We start from the raw sequence: 14255 nt of genomic DNA, 5'->3' as shown, positions 1-14255 counted from the left end.
TCTTTGTGAACAACACAGAACACTGTGGGAGCGGGCTTGTTCGCGAAGCTTTCAGGCGCGCCGCGCGTGGTACAGGCTCACATGCCGAAACTCTTCAGGCTCGGCCAGATCCGGCAGGGTCATCGCTTCCAGCATTTCGATGCGTTGATAGAGCGGATGCCTGAAATCCCTCACCCGCGAATCCGCCACCAATGCCTCCTGGCCGCGGCTCAAAAACTGATCAAGCAATGGCAAGTTCGCCCGGTCATACAGAACGTCGGCCACCAGAATCAGATCAAACCGGTCCGCCTCGGCGAAAAAATCCGACGAGTAGCTCAGCTCCACTTCATTAAGTTCAGCATTCGCCCGGCACGCGGCAATCGCCAGCGGGTCCAGGTCACAGGCCACCACTTCCAGCGCCCCGGCTTTGACTGCTGCAATTCCTGCCACCCCGGAACCGGCGCCAAAATCCAGCACCCGTTTGCCTTTGACCCATTCTGGAAACGCTGCCAGATAACGGGCCACCGCCAAACCGCTGGCCCAGCAGAAACTCCAGTACGGCGGCTCATGCAGAATCCGCCGGGTTTCTTCCGGGCTGAACGCGCGGTCCATGTTGTCGCCGTCGATCAGCCAGAGTTTCAGCTCGGTGCCGGGTAACGGGACAGGCACCAGCTGCGCATCACCGAGCAACTCACCCAACGCCTGTTGCAGGTCGAGCGGTGCAATCATGGCGCTTTGACGAATTGCAACTGACCCAAGGCCTGAGTCGTCGGCTGGGTAATGACTTGCGATGGCAAATGCAAAATCAGCTGACCGGACTGGCTGGCACGGCCGCGCAGTTCAACGCGCACACCCGCCGGGAACGATTCCGGGTTGAAGCGCAGGTGAAACGGCAGAATCTGATTGGTGCCGATCAGGCTCGAACTGGCGAGCAATTGTTGCGGACGGTCCTGGGCATCGATCACCAGCAGCGCCAGCTCGACTTCGGCACCGGCCGGTATGCCTTGCAGGGTGCCGCTCAGTTCACGCTGATACGCGGGCAGCGGGCCGAGGTTGGCCGACTCCTTGGCTTTTTTCTGCGCCGCCTGTGGGGCGGGCCCTGGCGTTGGCGGCTGGGGCTTGGGCGCATCGCTGCTGCAGGCCACCAGCAGGCTGAAAACACTGAGCAATACGAGCGGTCTTAGGGACATTTGCGGCTCCAGCAAGGTGAAATCCATGGATCAAGCTCTATAGCCAGTCTGTATACCGCAAACCCTATGGCTTGTCTTGCCACGGGGATGCGCTACCATGGCCCTCCCTTTTTTTGTTGCCTGCCACCATGCACTGTCCCTTCTGCGGTGCCAACGACACCAAGGTCATCGACTCGCGTCTGGTCGCCGAGGGCGAACAGGTGCGCCGCCGGCGTGAATGCCTGGCCTGCGGCGAGCGTTTCACGACGTTCGAGACTGCCGAACTGGTGTTGCCGCGCCTGATCAAAACCGACGGTAGCCGTCAGCCCTTCGACGAAGAAAAACTTCGCGCCGGCATGCAGCGCGCACTGGAGAAGCGCCCGGTGAGTGTCGAACGCCTCGAATCGTCGCTGGTGCACATCAAACACAAACTGCGCGCCACCGGTGAACGAGAGGTCAAATCCCTCGTGGTCGGTGAACTGGTGATGGCCGAGCTGCAAAAGCTCGACGAAGTCGCCTACATTCGTTTCGCCTCCGTGTATCGGCGCTTCCAGGACCTCAACGAGTTCCGCGAAGAGATCGATCGCCTGGCCCGTGAGCCGGTGAAAGAATGACCACCTCCACAGAACTTGCCATCCTCGACGCCCATTACATGGCCCGCGCCGTGGAACTGGCGCGTAAAGGCCACTACACGACCCACCCCAACCCTCGGGTCGGCTGTGTAATCGTGAAGGACGGGCAAATTGTCGGCGAAGGCTGGCATGTGCGCACCGGCGAACCCCATGCCGAAGTCCACGCCCTGCGCGCCGCTGGCGACAAGGCCCGAGGCGCTACCGCTTATGTGACCCTCGAACCGTGCAGCCACCACGGCCACACGCCGCCCTGTGCCGATGCGCTGGTGAATGCCGGCCTCGCACGGGTCGTCGCGGCGATGCAGGACCCGAATCCGTCGGTGGCCGGTCGCGGCATGCAGCGCCTGGCCCAGGCTGGCATCGCTGTCGAAAGCGGCGTGCTGGAAGGCGAGGCGCGCAAGCTCAACGAAGGCTTCCTCAAACGCATGGAACACGGCTTGCCGTTCGTGCGGGTGAAGCTGGCCATGAGCCTGGACGGTCGCACGGCGATGGAAAGCGGCGAGAGCCAATGGATCACTGGCCCGGCGGCGCGCTCAGCAGTACAACGCCTGCGCGCCCAGGCCAGCGTTGTGCTGACCGGCGCCGATACGGTGCTGGCGGACAATGCCCGTTTGACCGTGCGGGCCGATGAGCTGGGCCTGGACGCCGAGCAAACGGCCCTGGCCATGAGCCGTCCGCCGCTGCGCGTGCTGATCGACGGCCGTTTACGCGTGCCGCTGGACGCGCCGTTCTTCAAGGCTGGCCCGGCGCTGGTCGCCACCTGCATGGCGATTGAAGAGCAATACGCCAACGGTCCGGAGTGCCTGATCGTGGCCGGTGACGATGGCTTGGTCGACCTGCGCAAACTGCTGGTCGAACTCGCCGCCCGTGAGGTCAACGAAGTGTTGGTCGAAGCGGGTCCGCGTCTGGCGGGGGCTTTCGCCCAGCAAGGTCTGGTGGACGAATTCCAGATTTTCATCGCAGGCAAGTTCCTCGGCTCCTCGGCTCGCCCATTACTGGACTGGCCGCTCGCGCAAATGAAAGACGCGCCCGAGCTCAAAATCACCGAAATTCGCGCGGTTGGCGATGACTGGCGAGTCATCGCCATTCCTGCGCCGGCGGCGAGCGTATAATTCCCGGCCTGCGCCACGCGACGGCTTTGTTCTCGAGGAGGACTCCATGTTTACCGGCATCATCGAATCCATCGGCAGTATTCGTGCATTGACCCCAAAAGGCGGAGATGTACGGGTCCACGTAGAAACCGGCAAGCTCGACCTGAGCGACGTCAAACTGGGCGACAGCATCGCGGTCAACGGCGTGTGCCTGACTGCCGTTGAATTGCTGGGCAATGGTTTTGCGGCGGACGTCAGTCGCGAAACCCTCGACTGCACCGCGATGAATGATCTGAAAAGCGGCAGCCCGGTGAACCTGGAAAAAGCCCTGACCCCGACCACTCGCCTCGGCGGGCATCTGGTCAGCGGTCATGTCGATGGCGTAGGCGAAGTGGTTGCCCGTACCGAGAATGCCCGTGCCGTGGAATTCCGCATCCGTGCGCCGAAGGACCTGGCCAAGTACATCGCCCATAAAGGCTCGATCACCGTCGACGGCACCAGCCTGACCGTGAACGCGGTCGATGGCGCCGAGTTCATGCTGACAATCATTCCGCACACCCTGAGCGAAACCATCATGGCGTCGTACCAGCCAGGTCGCCGGGTGAACCTCGAAGTCGACTTGCTGGCACGTTATCTGGAGCGCCTGTTGTTGGGCGACAAGGCCGCAGAGCCAGCCTCCAGTAACATCACTGAAAGCTTTCTGGCCGCCAACGGCTACCTCAAATCCTGACTGAAGGGGGTGCCTTGTGGCGCTCAATAGCATCGAAGAACTGGTTGAAGACATCCGCCAAGGCAAGATGGTCATCCTCATGGATGACGAAGACCGCGAGAACGAAGGCGACCTGATCATGGCCGCCGAGTGCTGCAAGGCCGAACACATCAACTTCATGGCCAAGCACGCCCGTGGCCTGATCTGCATGCCGATGAGCCGCGAGCGCTGCGAGCTGCTCAAGCTGCCTTTGATGGCACCGCGCAATGGTTCCGGCTTCGGCACCAAGTTCACCGTGTCCATCGAAGCGGCCGAAGGCGTGACCACCGGCATCTCCGCTGCCGACCGCGCGCGCACCGTGCAAGCGGCCGCAGCGAAAGACGCCAAGGCTGAAGATATCGTCAGCCCTGGCCACATCTTCCCGCTGATGGCTCAGGCCGGCGGCACCCTGGCGCGCGCTGGCCACACCGAAGCGGCCTGCGACCTGGCGCGCATGGCCGGTTTCGAGCCAAGCGGCGTGATCTGCGAAGTGATGAACGACGACGGCACCATGTCCCGTCGCACTGAACTCGAAGCCTTCGCGGCCGAGCACAACATCAAGATCGGCACCATCGCCGACCTGATTCACTACCGGATGATCCACGAACGTACCGTTCAGCGGATTGCCGAGCAGCCTTTGGACAGCGAACTGGGCCAGTTCAACCTGGTGACCTATCGTGATTCCGTGGAAGGCGACGTGCACATGGCCCTGACCCTGGGCACCGTGTGCGCTGAAGAACCGACCCTGGTTCGCGTACACAACATGGACCCGCTGCGCGACCTGTTGATGGTCAAGCAACCGGGCCGCTGGAGCCTGCGCGCCGCCATGGCCGCGGTGGCCGAGGCGGGCAGCGGTGTGGTGCTGTTGCTCGGTCACCCGCTCGATGGCGACGTGTTGCTGGCGCACATCCGTGAAACTGCGGACCAGACGGCCGTGAAAAAACCGACCACTTACAGCATCGTTGGTGCCGGTTCGCAGATCCTTCGGGACCTGGGCGTACGCAAAATGCGCTTGATGTCGGCGCCAATGAAATTTAATGCGATATCCGGTTTCGATCTGGAAGTTGTAGAATACGTGCCCTCCGAATAATGACCGGTTGTTTCCAGTCCTTGATTCGCGGCTAACACATCACTGAGGGATGCGTAGAAAACGCGTCCCGGCTCTTTAAGAGATCTAACGAATGACCCTGAAGACCATCGAAGGTACCTTCATCGCCCCTAAAGGCCGCTACGCTTTGGTAGTGGGCCGTTTCAACAGCTTCGTCGTTGAAAGCCTGGTCAGCGGTGCAGTTGATGCCCTGGTTCGCCACGGCGTGAGCGAAAGCGACATCACCATCATCCGCGCGCCTGGCGCCTTCGAAATCCCGCTGGTTGCGCAGAAAGTCGCTCAGAAGGGCGAATACGCGGCAATCATCGCCCTGGGCGCGGTCATTCGTGGCGGTACTCCGCACTTCGAATACGTGGCGGGCGAATGCACCAAGGGCCTGGCCCAGGTGTCCATGGAGTTCGGCGTTCCGGTCGCTTTCGGCGTCCTGACCGTTGATTCCATCGAGCAAGCCATCGAACGTTCCGGCACCAAGGCCGGTAACAAAGGTGCCGAAGCTGCCCTGTCCGCTCTGGAAATGGTCAGCCTGCTGGCGCAGTTGGAGGCCAAGTGATTAGCGACGAAAGCGATCGTTTCAACCCGCGCGATCCAAAGCCTGCGGATGCTGGCAAGCCATCGAAAAGCGTCAAGCGTCGCGAAGCCCGTCAGCTCGCGACTCAAGCGCTGTACCAGTGGCACATGGCCAAGCAGTCGCTGAACGAGATCGAAGCGCAGTTTCGGGTCGATAACGATTTCAGCGATGTCGACGGCGCCTACTTCCGTGAAATCCTGCACGGGGTTCCAGCGCAGAAGGACAAGATCGACGCCGCTCTCAAGCCTTGCCTGGACCTGACCATCGAAGAGCTGGACCCGGTTGAACTGGCGGTATTGCGCCTGTCCACCTGGGAACTGCTTGAGCGTGTCGACGTCCCTTACCGCGTTGTGATCAACGAAGGTATCGAGCTGGCGAAAGTCTTCGGTTCCACCGACGGCCACAAATTCGTCAACGGTGTACTCGACAAGCTGGCCCCGCGTCTGCGTGAAGCTGAAGTGAAGGCGTTCAAGCGCTAATCGGCGCTTGCAATCGCTATGGGTGAGTTTGAGCTGATCCGCAATTTCTTCGCCGCCGCGCCTTGTGCGCAAGGCGGCGAAGGCGTTGCCCTCGGGATCGGCGATGACTGCGCTTTGCTGGCTGTTCCCCCCGGGGAGCAGTTGGCGATTTCCACCGACACGCTGGTTGCCGGCGTGCATTTCGCAGATCCTTGCGACCCGTTTCTGCTCGGTCAGCGTTCGCTGGCTGTAGCCGTCAGTGATCTGGCCGCCATGGGCGCCACCCCCGTTGCCTTTACCCTTGCCCTGACCTTGCCGACGGTGACCGCCGATTGGCTGGACGCCTACGCCCGTGGTTTGAACGCCATGGCGCAGAGCTGTGGGGTGACACTGGTGGGCGGCGATACCACGCGCGGGCCGCTGAGCCTGACGATGACCGTGTTTGGTCGTGTGCCGGCCGGCAAGGCGTTGACCCGCCGGGGGGCGCAGCCCGGCGATTTGTTCTGCGTGGGCGGTGAGTTGGGCAATGCGGCGGGTGCCTTGCCGCTGGTGTTGGGGCAGCGTACGGCTGAAACCGCCATCGCCGACCCATTGCTGGCCCATTACTGGTCACCGCAGCCGCAACTGGCGTTGGGTCAGGCGCTTCGTGGCAAAGCCACATCGGCGCTGGACATCTCCGACGGCCTGCTCGCGGACTGCGGGCATATCGCCCTGGCGTCGAATGTCGGCATTCAGGTTGAACGCGACCGCTTACCGCTGTCGAACGCTCTAGTTGCCTTCCTCGGCCAGCCGGGTGCTGAAGACGCGGCCCTGAGTGGCGGCGATGACTATGTACTGGCCTTCAGCCTACCGTCCGTCGAGTTGCCCGCGTTGCTGGCCGCCGGCTGGCCGATCCACGTGGTCGGACGTGTGGTGGCAGGGCAGGGCGTTGTGCTGCTGGATGCCGCTGGGCAAGACATCACCCCGCAAACCCGGGGCTATCAACATTTTCGGGAGACACCGTGACAGATCATCCCAAACAGGTCCCGGCGGAATTCGTACCGCCTTCGGTCTGGCGCAATCCCTGGCATTTCCTGGCGTTCGGCTTCGGTTCGGGCACCTTGCCAAAAGCACCGGGCACCTGGGGTTCGTTAGTTGCGCTACCCTTCATCCCGTTGTGGCAGATGCTGCCCGACTGGGGTTACTGGCTGATGCTCGGCATCACCATGCTGTTCGGCTTCTGGCTGTGCGGCAAGGTCGCCGACGATTTGCGGGTGCACGACCACGAAGGCATCGTCTGGGACGAAATGGTCGGGATGTGGATCACCCTGTGGCTGGTGCCGGAAGGTTGGTACTGGTTGCTCGCGGGGTTCTTGGTGTTCCGCTTCTTCGACATTCTCAAGCCCTGGCCGATTCACTGGATCGACCGGCATGTGCACGGTGGCGTCGGGATCATGCTCGATGACGTATTGGCAGGTGTGTTTGCGTGGTTGGCGATGCAGGGGCTGGTATGGATTTTCGCCTGACGGGCGAGACAGGGGATTAAGGATGGCTCGGCGCCGGTTGGCTGTGATGGTGTTCGCCATGTTTTGCTCGTTCGCCCAGGCGGAGGATGCCGCGACGACGCCCTCCGTGATCCATCTGGCCAGCGAGGAATGGGAAGACTATACCGCTGCTGACGGGCATGGCCTGGGGTGGGATGTGCTGCGGGAAGTGTTCGAACCGGCCGGGATCAAACTGGCTTTTCGTACCGAACCTTACACCCGCGCCGTGGGCCTGGCCCAGCGTGGTGAAGTGGATGCCTGTGTCGGTTCTTACCGTGACGAGGCCAGTGATGTGCTTTATCCACGCTGGAATTACGATACCGATCACATCTACGCCCTAGGCCTGGCCAGTAATCCGGCGCCGACCCCGGAAACCCTTGGCAACTATCGACTGGCCTGGGTCCGCGGTTACGAGTACCAGAAATACCTGCCCGGCGTGCAGCGCTATAACGAGGTCGTGCGGCGCACCGGCATTCTGTCGATGCTGACCCGTAACCGTGCCGACTTCTACATCGACGCGCTGACCGAGGTCGACTACATCCTGAAGTGGGCCAAGGAACCGTCGCAGTTTCGCCGAACACACATCGCGGAATTGCCGCTGTACCTGTGCTTCGCCGATACGCCCAAGGCTCGCGCATTGATGGCGCTGTTCGATCAGCGCATGGAACTGCTGGTGAAAAGCGGCCGATTGAAACCGATCTTCGAACGCTGGAAACAACCCTATCCGTTCAACCCGAACTGAACACGGTCAATGTGGGAGCGGGCTTGCTCGCGAAAACGGTAGTTCAGTCAACATTTCAGTCGACTGACAGCCCGCATTCGCGAGCAAGCCCGCTCCCACAGGGGTTGATGGTGGGCCTGAGATCTAACTTTTTGATCGTTATGCCCCATAATTCAGCCTAAGCGTCTGCAGGAACCTGCTGTTACAATGCCGCCTCTGCGAATCTCCAGTACTTATTGATCAGGAGCACACCGGTGCCTGTCGTTTTTGTCGCCGCTTCCAAGCTGCCAACGCCTTTTGCGCAATTCACCATGCACGGCTTTCTCGATGAAGAAAACGGGCGCGAGCACGTGGTGTTGAGCCTGGGTGAGTTCGCCGACGGTGCCCCGGTACTCGGCCGGTTGCACTCCGAATGCCTGACGGGTGATGCCTTGTTCAGCCAGCGTTGCGACTGCGGCTCGCAACTTGAAGCCGCCTTGCAGGCTATCGCTCGTGAAGGCCGTGGCGTGTTGCTTTACCTGCGCCAGGAAGGCCGTGGCATTGGCCTGCTGAACAAGATCCGCGCCTATGAGTTGCAGGATGGCGGTGCCGACACCGTTGAAGCCAACGAACGCTTGGGCTTTGCCGCCGACCAGCGTGACTACGCCATGTGCCTGCCGATGCTGGAACACCTGGGCGTGAAATCCCTGCGCCTGATGACCAACAACCCGCGCAAGGTCAAAGCCTTGACCGACATGGGCATTTTGGTCGCCGAGCGCGTGCCGCTGCACACCGGGCATAACCCGCACAACAAACTCTACCTGGCCACCAAGGCCAGCAAGCTCGACCACATGATGGGCAACGAGCATCAGGGCGAGGCAGACCGGGCGTGACGCGCGGTCAAGTAAGGCGGCGATTGTCCTTCAACTGGTGGCAATACATGGCCTTGGCCCTGTTGCCGCTGTTCGTGATCAATGGCGTCTTTGGCCAGGGCGAGGCGATCTTGCCGGTGCTGGCGATGCCTTTGTTCATTGCTGGTGTCGCTTCTATGTTTGTCAGCCTGAAGTTTTTCGGCGGCTACAAGCACGCACTGATCGCCACCCAGAAAGCCCTCGACACCCCTGAAGAACCCGCCGCCTGGATCACCCTGGCTGCCAAGCGTCGCACGGCGTTGCTAGTCGCGAGTCTGCCGGCGTGGATCGGTGCGCTGGCGGTGTTCGTCGGCCTCGAAGCAGTGCCGTTGGTGCTGCTGGCGCTGTCGACCACGGTGCTGTTCTACCTCTACCGTATCCCGCGTCAACTCGCCTGATGTTTCGCGTCTGGCTGGCGGTGATGCTGCTGGCCAGTAGCGGCATGGCCTCTGCTGTCGAGCGCGTTGTCAGCCTCGCGCCGTCTCTGTCTGAAATCGTTGTCGAACTGGGTTCCGCGGACCTTCTGGTCGGCGTGCTGGATGCAGGTGAACGTCCTGCCGAACTCAAAGGGCTTCCATCGGTTGGCCGTTATGGCCAGTTGGACATGGAGCGGCTGCTCAGCCTCAAGCCCGATTTGCTGCTGCTCTGGCCCGGCAGCGTTGGCCCGGCCCAGCGTGAGCAGCTTAAGCGACTGAACATCCCCACGTATGTCGCCGAACCTCATACCCTCGAACAACTGACCGCGCAGATCGAAGCGATTGCCACGCAACTCGGTCGGCCTGAGCGTGGCGTTTCATTGGCCGCGCAATTACGCCAGCGACTGGATGCGCTGCGTCTGCGTTATCGCCGGGATGAGCCGTTGCGGGTGTTTTATCAGGTATGGGATCGACCGCTGTACACCGTGGGTGGCGGGCAGATCATCAGTGATGCGCTGGAAGTGTGCGGGGCGCGGAATGTGTTTGCCGACCTGACATTGCCGGCACCGCAGGTCAGCGTCGAAGCCGTGTTGCAGCGTAATCCCGAGGTGGTTCTGGCCGGTGATCAGGCGCAACTGGACGCGTGGAAAGCCTGGCCGCAAGTCGCTGCAGTGACTCGGGAGCAATTGCTGCTGGTGACCGATAAGGGCCTGGAGCGACCGAGTGGGCAGATGATCGAGGCGACGGCCAAACTGTGCCAAGTCATCGCGCCCTGTGGCGAGGGGGCTTGCCCCCGTTCGGGTGCGCAGCAGCCGTAATTCGGTTGATTCGGTGTGTCTGATAAAGCTCGGTGCCTGGATTTGGGGCCGCTTCGCAGCCCAACGGGGGCAAGCCCCCTCGCCACAGGTGACCGAGTCGCTCTTAGAGCTCCGGCGTCCAGGTCACCCCGAACATCCACGCCCGACCTTCCTCGCGATACCCGTTTTGACTGCCATCATGGCTGTACAACGCCCGGCTATAACCCTTGTCCAGCAGGTTATCGACCTTCAGCTCAAGCTTGATCTCACGATTCAATTTCCAGCTACTGCGCAACCCCAGCAACGCATACCCGCCCAGCGGCTGCAGATTGTTCTCATCGTCATAGCTGCTGCTCACCGCCTGCCAACTGGCGCCGAGGCCTAGCCGGTCGAACTGTCGATCCAGATCCAGGCTCAAGGTCCGCCGCGCACGACGGGCCAGGGTATGGCCACTGTCGCGATCCCGTGGGTCGATGATCGCCACGCCGAGGTTGCTCTGCCAGCCGAACAGTTCCTGTTTCAGTGTCGCTTCGAACCCGTTGATACGCGCTGAAGCCACGTTCTGCGGCCGTGAGTTACTGCCGAAGATAATCGCGTCTTCAAGGTCCGTGCGATACAGCGAAGCTTCGAGGCGACTGGTCTCGGTCAATTGGCTGCGCCATTGCAGCTCGTAGCTTTTCGAGGTTTCAGGCGTCAGGTCCGGATTGCTGAAATCCGGGTAGTACAAGTCATTGAAAGTCGGTGCGCGGAAACCTTCGCTGTAGGTCAGCAGCACGTCGTTGTCCGGGTTCAGCGGCAGCGTGAAGGTGCCGCTCCAGCTGTTCTGTCCACCGAACTGCTGGTTCTGGTCCCGGCGCAGACCCAGTTCCGTGGAAAAGTTGTCCGCCTGATAGCGATGCTGGATAAACGCCGCGCGGTTCCAGCGGCTGTCCTCGTCGAACGGGGTGCTGCTGTTGATCCGGTCTTCGTACCAGTCGCCGCCGAGAATCAGGCTGTTGCGCTCATTGAGCGTCAGGTCGTTCTGCCAATTCACCGAATCACGGTACGTGTTGAACACGCTGCGCTCATCGCTGAGCGTGTCCAGTGTCTTCTCGCGGTTTTCACTGTGAGCGAATTCGACACGGGTTTTCCAGAGACCGTTAACCCGGGCATCGACATAACTGCTGATGCTGCTTACGGCAAAGTCGCTGTAAGGCTGCTGCTGGAGCGATTCGAAGGTCGTCGTGTCGAAGCGGCCAAATGGATTGTCGAACTCGCTTTTGCCGCGATTATCGAGAGCGTTGGCACCGATTTCGATGTCATCGGTGAGGGCATGGCTCAAGCTCAAACTCACCGATTTATTGCGATACTCATCGTGATCGCCATCACTGGGATACGACTCGTGGGTGCGATTAATTCCGGCTGTTTCATCGAGGCTGGCGCCAAGGTTGAAACGGGTTTTTTCATTGCCACCGGACAACCCCAGGCTTCGCTCCCACGTCTGGTTGCTGCCAAATCCAGCGTGCAGACGCGGTTGCAGGCCTTGTTCGACGCCACGCCGGGTGAAAATCTGGATAACGCCGCCAATTGCATCACTGCCATAAATCACCGAGCGGGAGCCGCGCAACACTTCCACGCGCTCGACCTGTTCGATGTTGATGTGTTGCAGGTTGCTGTCGCCGGAAGTCGAGTTGCCGATGCGTTGACCATCCACCAGCACCAGGCTCTGCGCCGACTTCGTCCCGCGAATGTAAATCCCCGGCAGACTGCCGCGCCCGCCGGTTTGCCCGACCTGCACACCCGGCACACGACTTAGCAAGTCCGTGACACTGCTCGGTTGCAGGCGGTCGATGTCTTCGCGGGTGAAGACGGTGTTGGCGGCGCTGCTGTCGTTGCGCGCTTCGACCTGACGGTTGGCGCTGATCAGCACTTCGGGGAGCTTCAGGGCTTGATCGCGTTCGAAGGTGTCAGCCAAGAGTTGGCCGGCCGGCAGCAGGGTCAGCGTCAGGGCGAGGGGGGAGAGTTTCATCGGCAATCCGTTGGCGCTTTAAGGCGAACACAAATTTTGAAAGTCACAGAAAACCAATGTGGGAGCGGGCTTGCTCGCGAATGCGGCGTATCAGTCAACATCTATGCTGATTGATACGCCGCATTCGCGAGCAAGCCCGCTCCCACAAGGGGTTTTGCATTTATTCAGATGTTGAGCAGGGTCAGGCGCTCACGCACCGAAGCCTCGATCCCTGCCTCATCCAGCCCACACTCGGCCAGCATCTGCGCAGGCTTCGCATGCTCGACGTAACTGTCCGGCAAGCCCAGATGCAGCATCGATTTGAGGATGTTTTCACGGGCAAGGAATTCGCTGACCGCGCCACCGGCACCGCCCATGATCGCGTTCTCTTCGATGGTCACCAGCAACTCGTGGCTGCCAGCGATTTCGCGAACAAGTTCTTCATCCAGCGGCTTGACGAAACGCATGTCGACCACGGTCGCATCCAGCTTCTCGGCGACTTTCAGCGCCTCGGCCAGTTGCACACCGAACACCAGCAGGGCGACTTTGTTGCCCTGGCGACGAACCACGCCTTTGCCGATTTCGATCGGTTGCAGGTCTTTCTCGATCGTTGCATTCGGGCCGCTACCGCGCGGGTAACGCACCGCCGCCGGGCCGTTGAACAAGTGACCGGTGGTGAGCATTTTGCGCAGTTCGTTTTCGTCGCTCGGGGTCATCACCAGCATGCCGGGGATGCAGCGCAGGAACGACAGGTCGAAGCTGCCCGCATGCGTCGGGCCGTCTTCGCCCACCAGCCCTGCGCGGTCGATGGCGAACAGCACGTCGAGGTTTTGCACCGCGACGTCATGAATCAGTTGGTCGTAACCGCGTTGCAGGAACGTCGAATAGATAGCCACCACCGGTTTCGCACCTTCGCAGGCCATGCCGGCGGCGAGGGTCACAGCATGCTGTTCGGCAATCGCCACATCGAAATAGCGCAGCGGGAAACGCTCGCTGAAGGCCACCAGATCGGAGCCTTCCTTCATCGCGGGAGTGATGCCCACCAAGCGCGGGTCAGACGCGGCCATGTCGCACAGCCATTCGCCGAACACGCCGGAATACTTCGGTCCGCCGGATTTCTTCGGCGCCGCGGCCGGCGCATCAACAGGTTCAAGCTTGGTGATGGCGTGGTAACCGATCGGGTCGACTTCTGCGGGGGCGAAGCCTTTGCCTTTCTTGGTGACGACGTGCAGGAACTGCGGGCCTTTCAGATCGCGCATGTTGCGCAGGGTGGCGATCAGGGTCGGCAGGTCGTGGCCATCAATCGGGCCGATGTAGTTCCAGCCCAGCTCTTCGAACAGCGTGCCGGGAACCAGCATGCCTTTGGCGTATTCTTCAGTGCGACGGGCGATTTCCCAGGCGCCGGGCAGGCGCGACAGGACCTTTTTGCTGCCTTCACGCATGCTCGCGTAAGTGCGGCTGGAGAGGATCTTCGCCAGATAATTCGACAGCCCGCCAACGTTGCGCGAGATCGACATGTCGTTGTCGTTGAGGATCACCAGCATGTTGGCGTTCACTTCCGGCGCATGGTTCAGCGCCTCGAACGCCATGCCCGCGGTCAGAGCACCGTCGCCGATCACAGCAATGGCCTTGCGATCACTGTTCTGCAGACGGGCGGCAATGGCCATGCCCAGCGCTGCGCTGATCGAGGTGCTGGAGTGACCGACGCCAAAGGTGTCGTACTCGCTCTCGGAGCGACGCGGGAAAGCCGCAACGCCGTCCTTCTGGCGCAGGGTGCCCATGCGCTCGCGACGGCCGGTGAGGATTTTGTGCGGATAGGCCTGATGACCCACGTCCCACACCAGCCGGTCGTCCGGTGTGTCAAAGACGTAATGCAACGCGATGGTCAGCTCGATGACGCCCAGGCCGGCACCGAAATGCCCGCCGGTCTGTCCGACCGTGTAGAGCAATTCCAGGCGCAACTCATCGGCCAGGGTTTCCAGCTCGGCTTCGCCTAACCGGCGCAGGCCGTCCGGCGTGTTGGCACGGTCGAGCAGGGGCGTGGTCGGGCGCTTGCGGGGAATCTCATGAAACGTCGTGGGCATCAGGCGAATCGTTATAGGTATAAAAGATGCGGCAGTTTACCTGATGCATCGCCCCCTGCCCACGCGTTGCTCTTTTTTGGCGGA

At 61.3% G+C, this 14255-nt stretch carries 16 protein-coding genes; 12 read left to right on the top strand and 4 right to left on the bottom strand.

The window, feature by feature from the left end; genetic code table 11:
- Window positions 1-51 precede the first annotated feature (51 nt).
- Together DJ564_RS29060 and DJ564_RS29055 are read right to left on the bottom strand one after the other, a co-directional pair.
- Entirely contained in the window at window positions 52-708 is a 657-nt protein-coding gene (locus DJ564_RS29060; RefSeq protein ID WP_109635204.1) for a methyltransferase, read from the bottom strand.
- On the bottom strand, window positions 705-1169 hold the full coding sequence (locus DJ564_RS29055) for a YbaY family lipoprotein (protein ID WP_109636232.1): 465 nt from the start codon (window positions 1167-1169) through the stop codon (window positions 705-707). Before DJ564_RS29055 ends, DJ564_RS29060 begins: the two co-directional genes overlap by 4 nt.
- A gap of 128 nt (window positions 1170-1297) precedes the next feature.
- Between DJ564_RS29055 and nrdR the strand changes: the two genes are divergently transcribed.
- The 12 genes from nrdR to DJ564_RS28995 all read left to right on the top strand — a co-directional run bounded on the left by nrdR (window position 1298) and on the right by DJ564_RS28995 (window position 10121).
- A complete protein-coding gene (nrdR, locus tag DJ564_RS29050) occupies window positions 1298-1762 on the top strand; it encodes a transcriptional regulator NrdR (protein ID WP_003228656.1) in 465 nt (154 codons plus the stop codon).
- Window positions 1759-2892, top strand: coding sequence for a bifunctional diaminohydroxyphosphoribosylaminopyrimidine deaminase/5-amino-6-(5-phosphoribosylamino)uracil reductase RibD (gene ribD / locus DJ564_RS29045; RefSeq protein WP_109635203.1), 1134 nt, complete (start codon window positions 1759-1761; stop codon window positions 2890-2892). The genes nrdR and ribD overlap by 4 nt, the downstream gene beginning before the upstream one ends.
- A gap of 46 nt (window positions 2893-2938) precedes the next feature.
- Window positions 2939-3601 (top strand): riboflavin synthase, encoded by a 663-nt coding sequence (locus DJ564_RS29040; protein WP_109635201.1) that lies wholly within the window; start codon window positions 2939-2941, stop codon window positions 3599-3601.
- A 16-nt stretch (window positions 3602-3617) separates the two neighbouring features.
- On the top strand, window positions 3618-4709 hold the full coding sequence (gene ribBA / locus DJ564_RS29035; protein ID WP_109635198.1) for a bifunctional 3,4-dihydroxy-2-butanone-4-phosphate synthase/GTP cyclohydrolase II: 1092 nt from the start codon (window positions 3618-3620) through the stop codon (window positions 4707-4709).
- A 91-nt stretch (window positions 4710-4800) separates the two neighbouring features.
- Window positions 4801-5277: a 6,7-dimethyl-8-ribityllumazine synthase gene (gene ribE, locus DJ564_RS29030; protein ID WP_003185938.1), complete on the top strand. Its 477-nt coding sequence runs from the start codon at window positions 4801-4803 to the stop codon at window positions 5275-5277.
- Window positions 5274-5774, top strand: a complete 501-nt coding sequence (gene nusB, locus DJ564_RS29025; protein ID WP_008033741.1) for a transcription antitermination factor NusB — start codon at window positions 5274-5276, stop codon at window positions 5772-5774. Before ribE ends, nusB begins: the two co-directional genes overlap by 4 nt.
- Before the next feature lie 18 nt (window positions 5775-5792).
- Window positions 5793-6758, top strand: a complete 966-nt coding sequence (thiL, locus tag DJ564_RS29020) for a thiamine-phosphate kinase (protein ID WP_109635196.1) — start codon at window positions 5793-5795, stop codon at window positions 6756-6758.
- Window positions 6755-7258 carry a phosphatidylglycerophosphatase A gene (locus DJ564_RS29015; protein WP_008033735.1) on the top strand — a complete coding sequence of 168 codons (504 nt, stop codon included), beginning with the start codon at window positions 6755-6757 and terminating at the stop codon, window positions 7256-7258. The genes thiL and DJ564_RS29015 overlap by 4 nt, the downstream gene beginning before the upstream one ends.
- Window positions 7259-7280: 22 nt before the next feature.
- Window positions 7281-8018 (top strand): ABC transporter substrate-binding protein, encoded by a 738-nt coding sequence (locus DJ564_RS29010; protein WP_109635195.1) that lies wholly within the window; start codon window positions 7281-7283, stop codon window positions 8016-8018.
- A 233-nt stretch (window positions 8019-8251) separates the two neighbouring features.
- Window positions 8252-8869 carry a GTP cyclohydrolase II gene (ribA, locus tag DJ564_RS29005; RefSeq protein WP_109635193.1) on the top strand — a complete coding sequence of 206 codons (618 nt, stop codon included), beginning with the start codon at window positions 8252-8254 and terminating at the stop codon, window positions 8867-8869.
- The gene (locus tag DJ564_RS29000; RefSeq protein ID WP_109635191.1) at window positions 8866-9285 is read left to right on the top strand and encodes an MFS transporter; all 420 of its coding nucleotides are present in this window, start codon (window positions 8866-8868) and stop codon (window positions 9283-9285) included. The genes ribA and DJ564_RS29000 overlap by 4 nt, the downstream gene beginning before the upstream one ends.
- On the top strand, window positions 9285-10121 hold the full coding sequence (locus DJ564_RS28995) for a cobalamin-binding protein (protein WP_109635190.1): 837 nt from the start codon (window positions 9285-9287) through the stop codon (window positions 10119-10121). Before DJ564_RS29000 ends, DJ564_RS28995 begins: the two co-directional genes overlap by 1 nt.
- A gap of 103 nt (window positions 10122-10224) precedes the next feature.
- Here the strand turns inward: DJ564_RS28995 and DJ564_RS28990 are convergent, their stop codons facing one another.
- Window positions 10225-12108 carry a TonB-dependent receptor domain-containing protein gene (locus DJ564_RS28990; protein WP_109635188.1) on the bottom strand — a complete coding sequence of 628 codons (1884 nt, stop codon included), beginning with the start codon at window positions 12106-12108 and terminating at the stop codon, window positions 10225-10227.
- A 164-nt stretch (window positions 12109-12272) separates the two neighbouring features.
- Window positions 12273-14171, bottom strand: a complete 1899-nt coding sequence (gene dxs, locus DJ564_RS28985) for a 1-deoxy-D-xylulose-5-phosphate synthase (protein WP_109635187.1) — start codon at window positions 14169-14171, stop codon at window positions 12273-12275.
- Window positions 14172-14255 lie beyond the last annotated feature (84 nt).

The sequence above is a fragment of the Pseudomonas sp. 31-12 genome, assembly GCF_003151075.1.
Classification (GTDB): Bacteria; Pseudomonadota; Gammaproteobacteria; order Pseudomonadales; family Pseudomonadaceae; genus Aquipseudomonas.
Note: the sequence above shows the minus strand (reverse complement) of the source record. Positions and strands in the feature narration are given on the sequence as shown.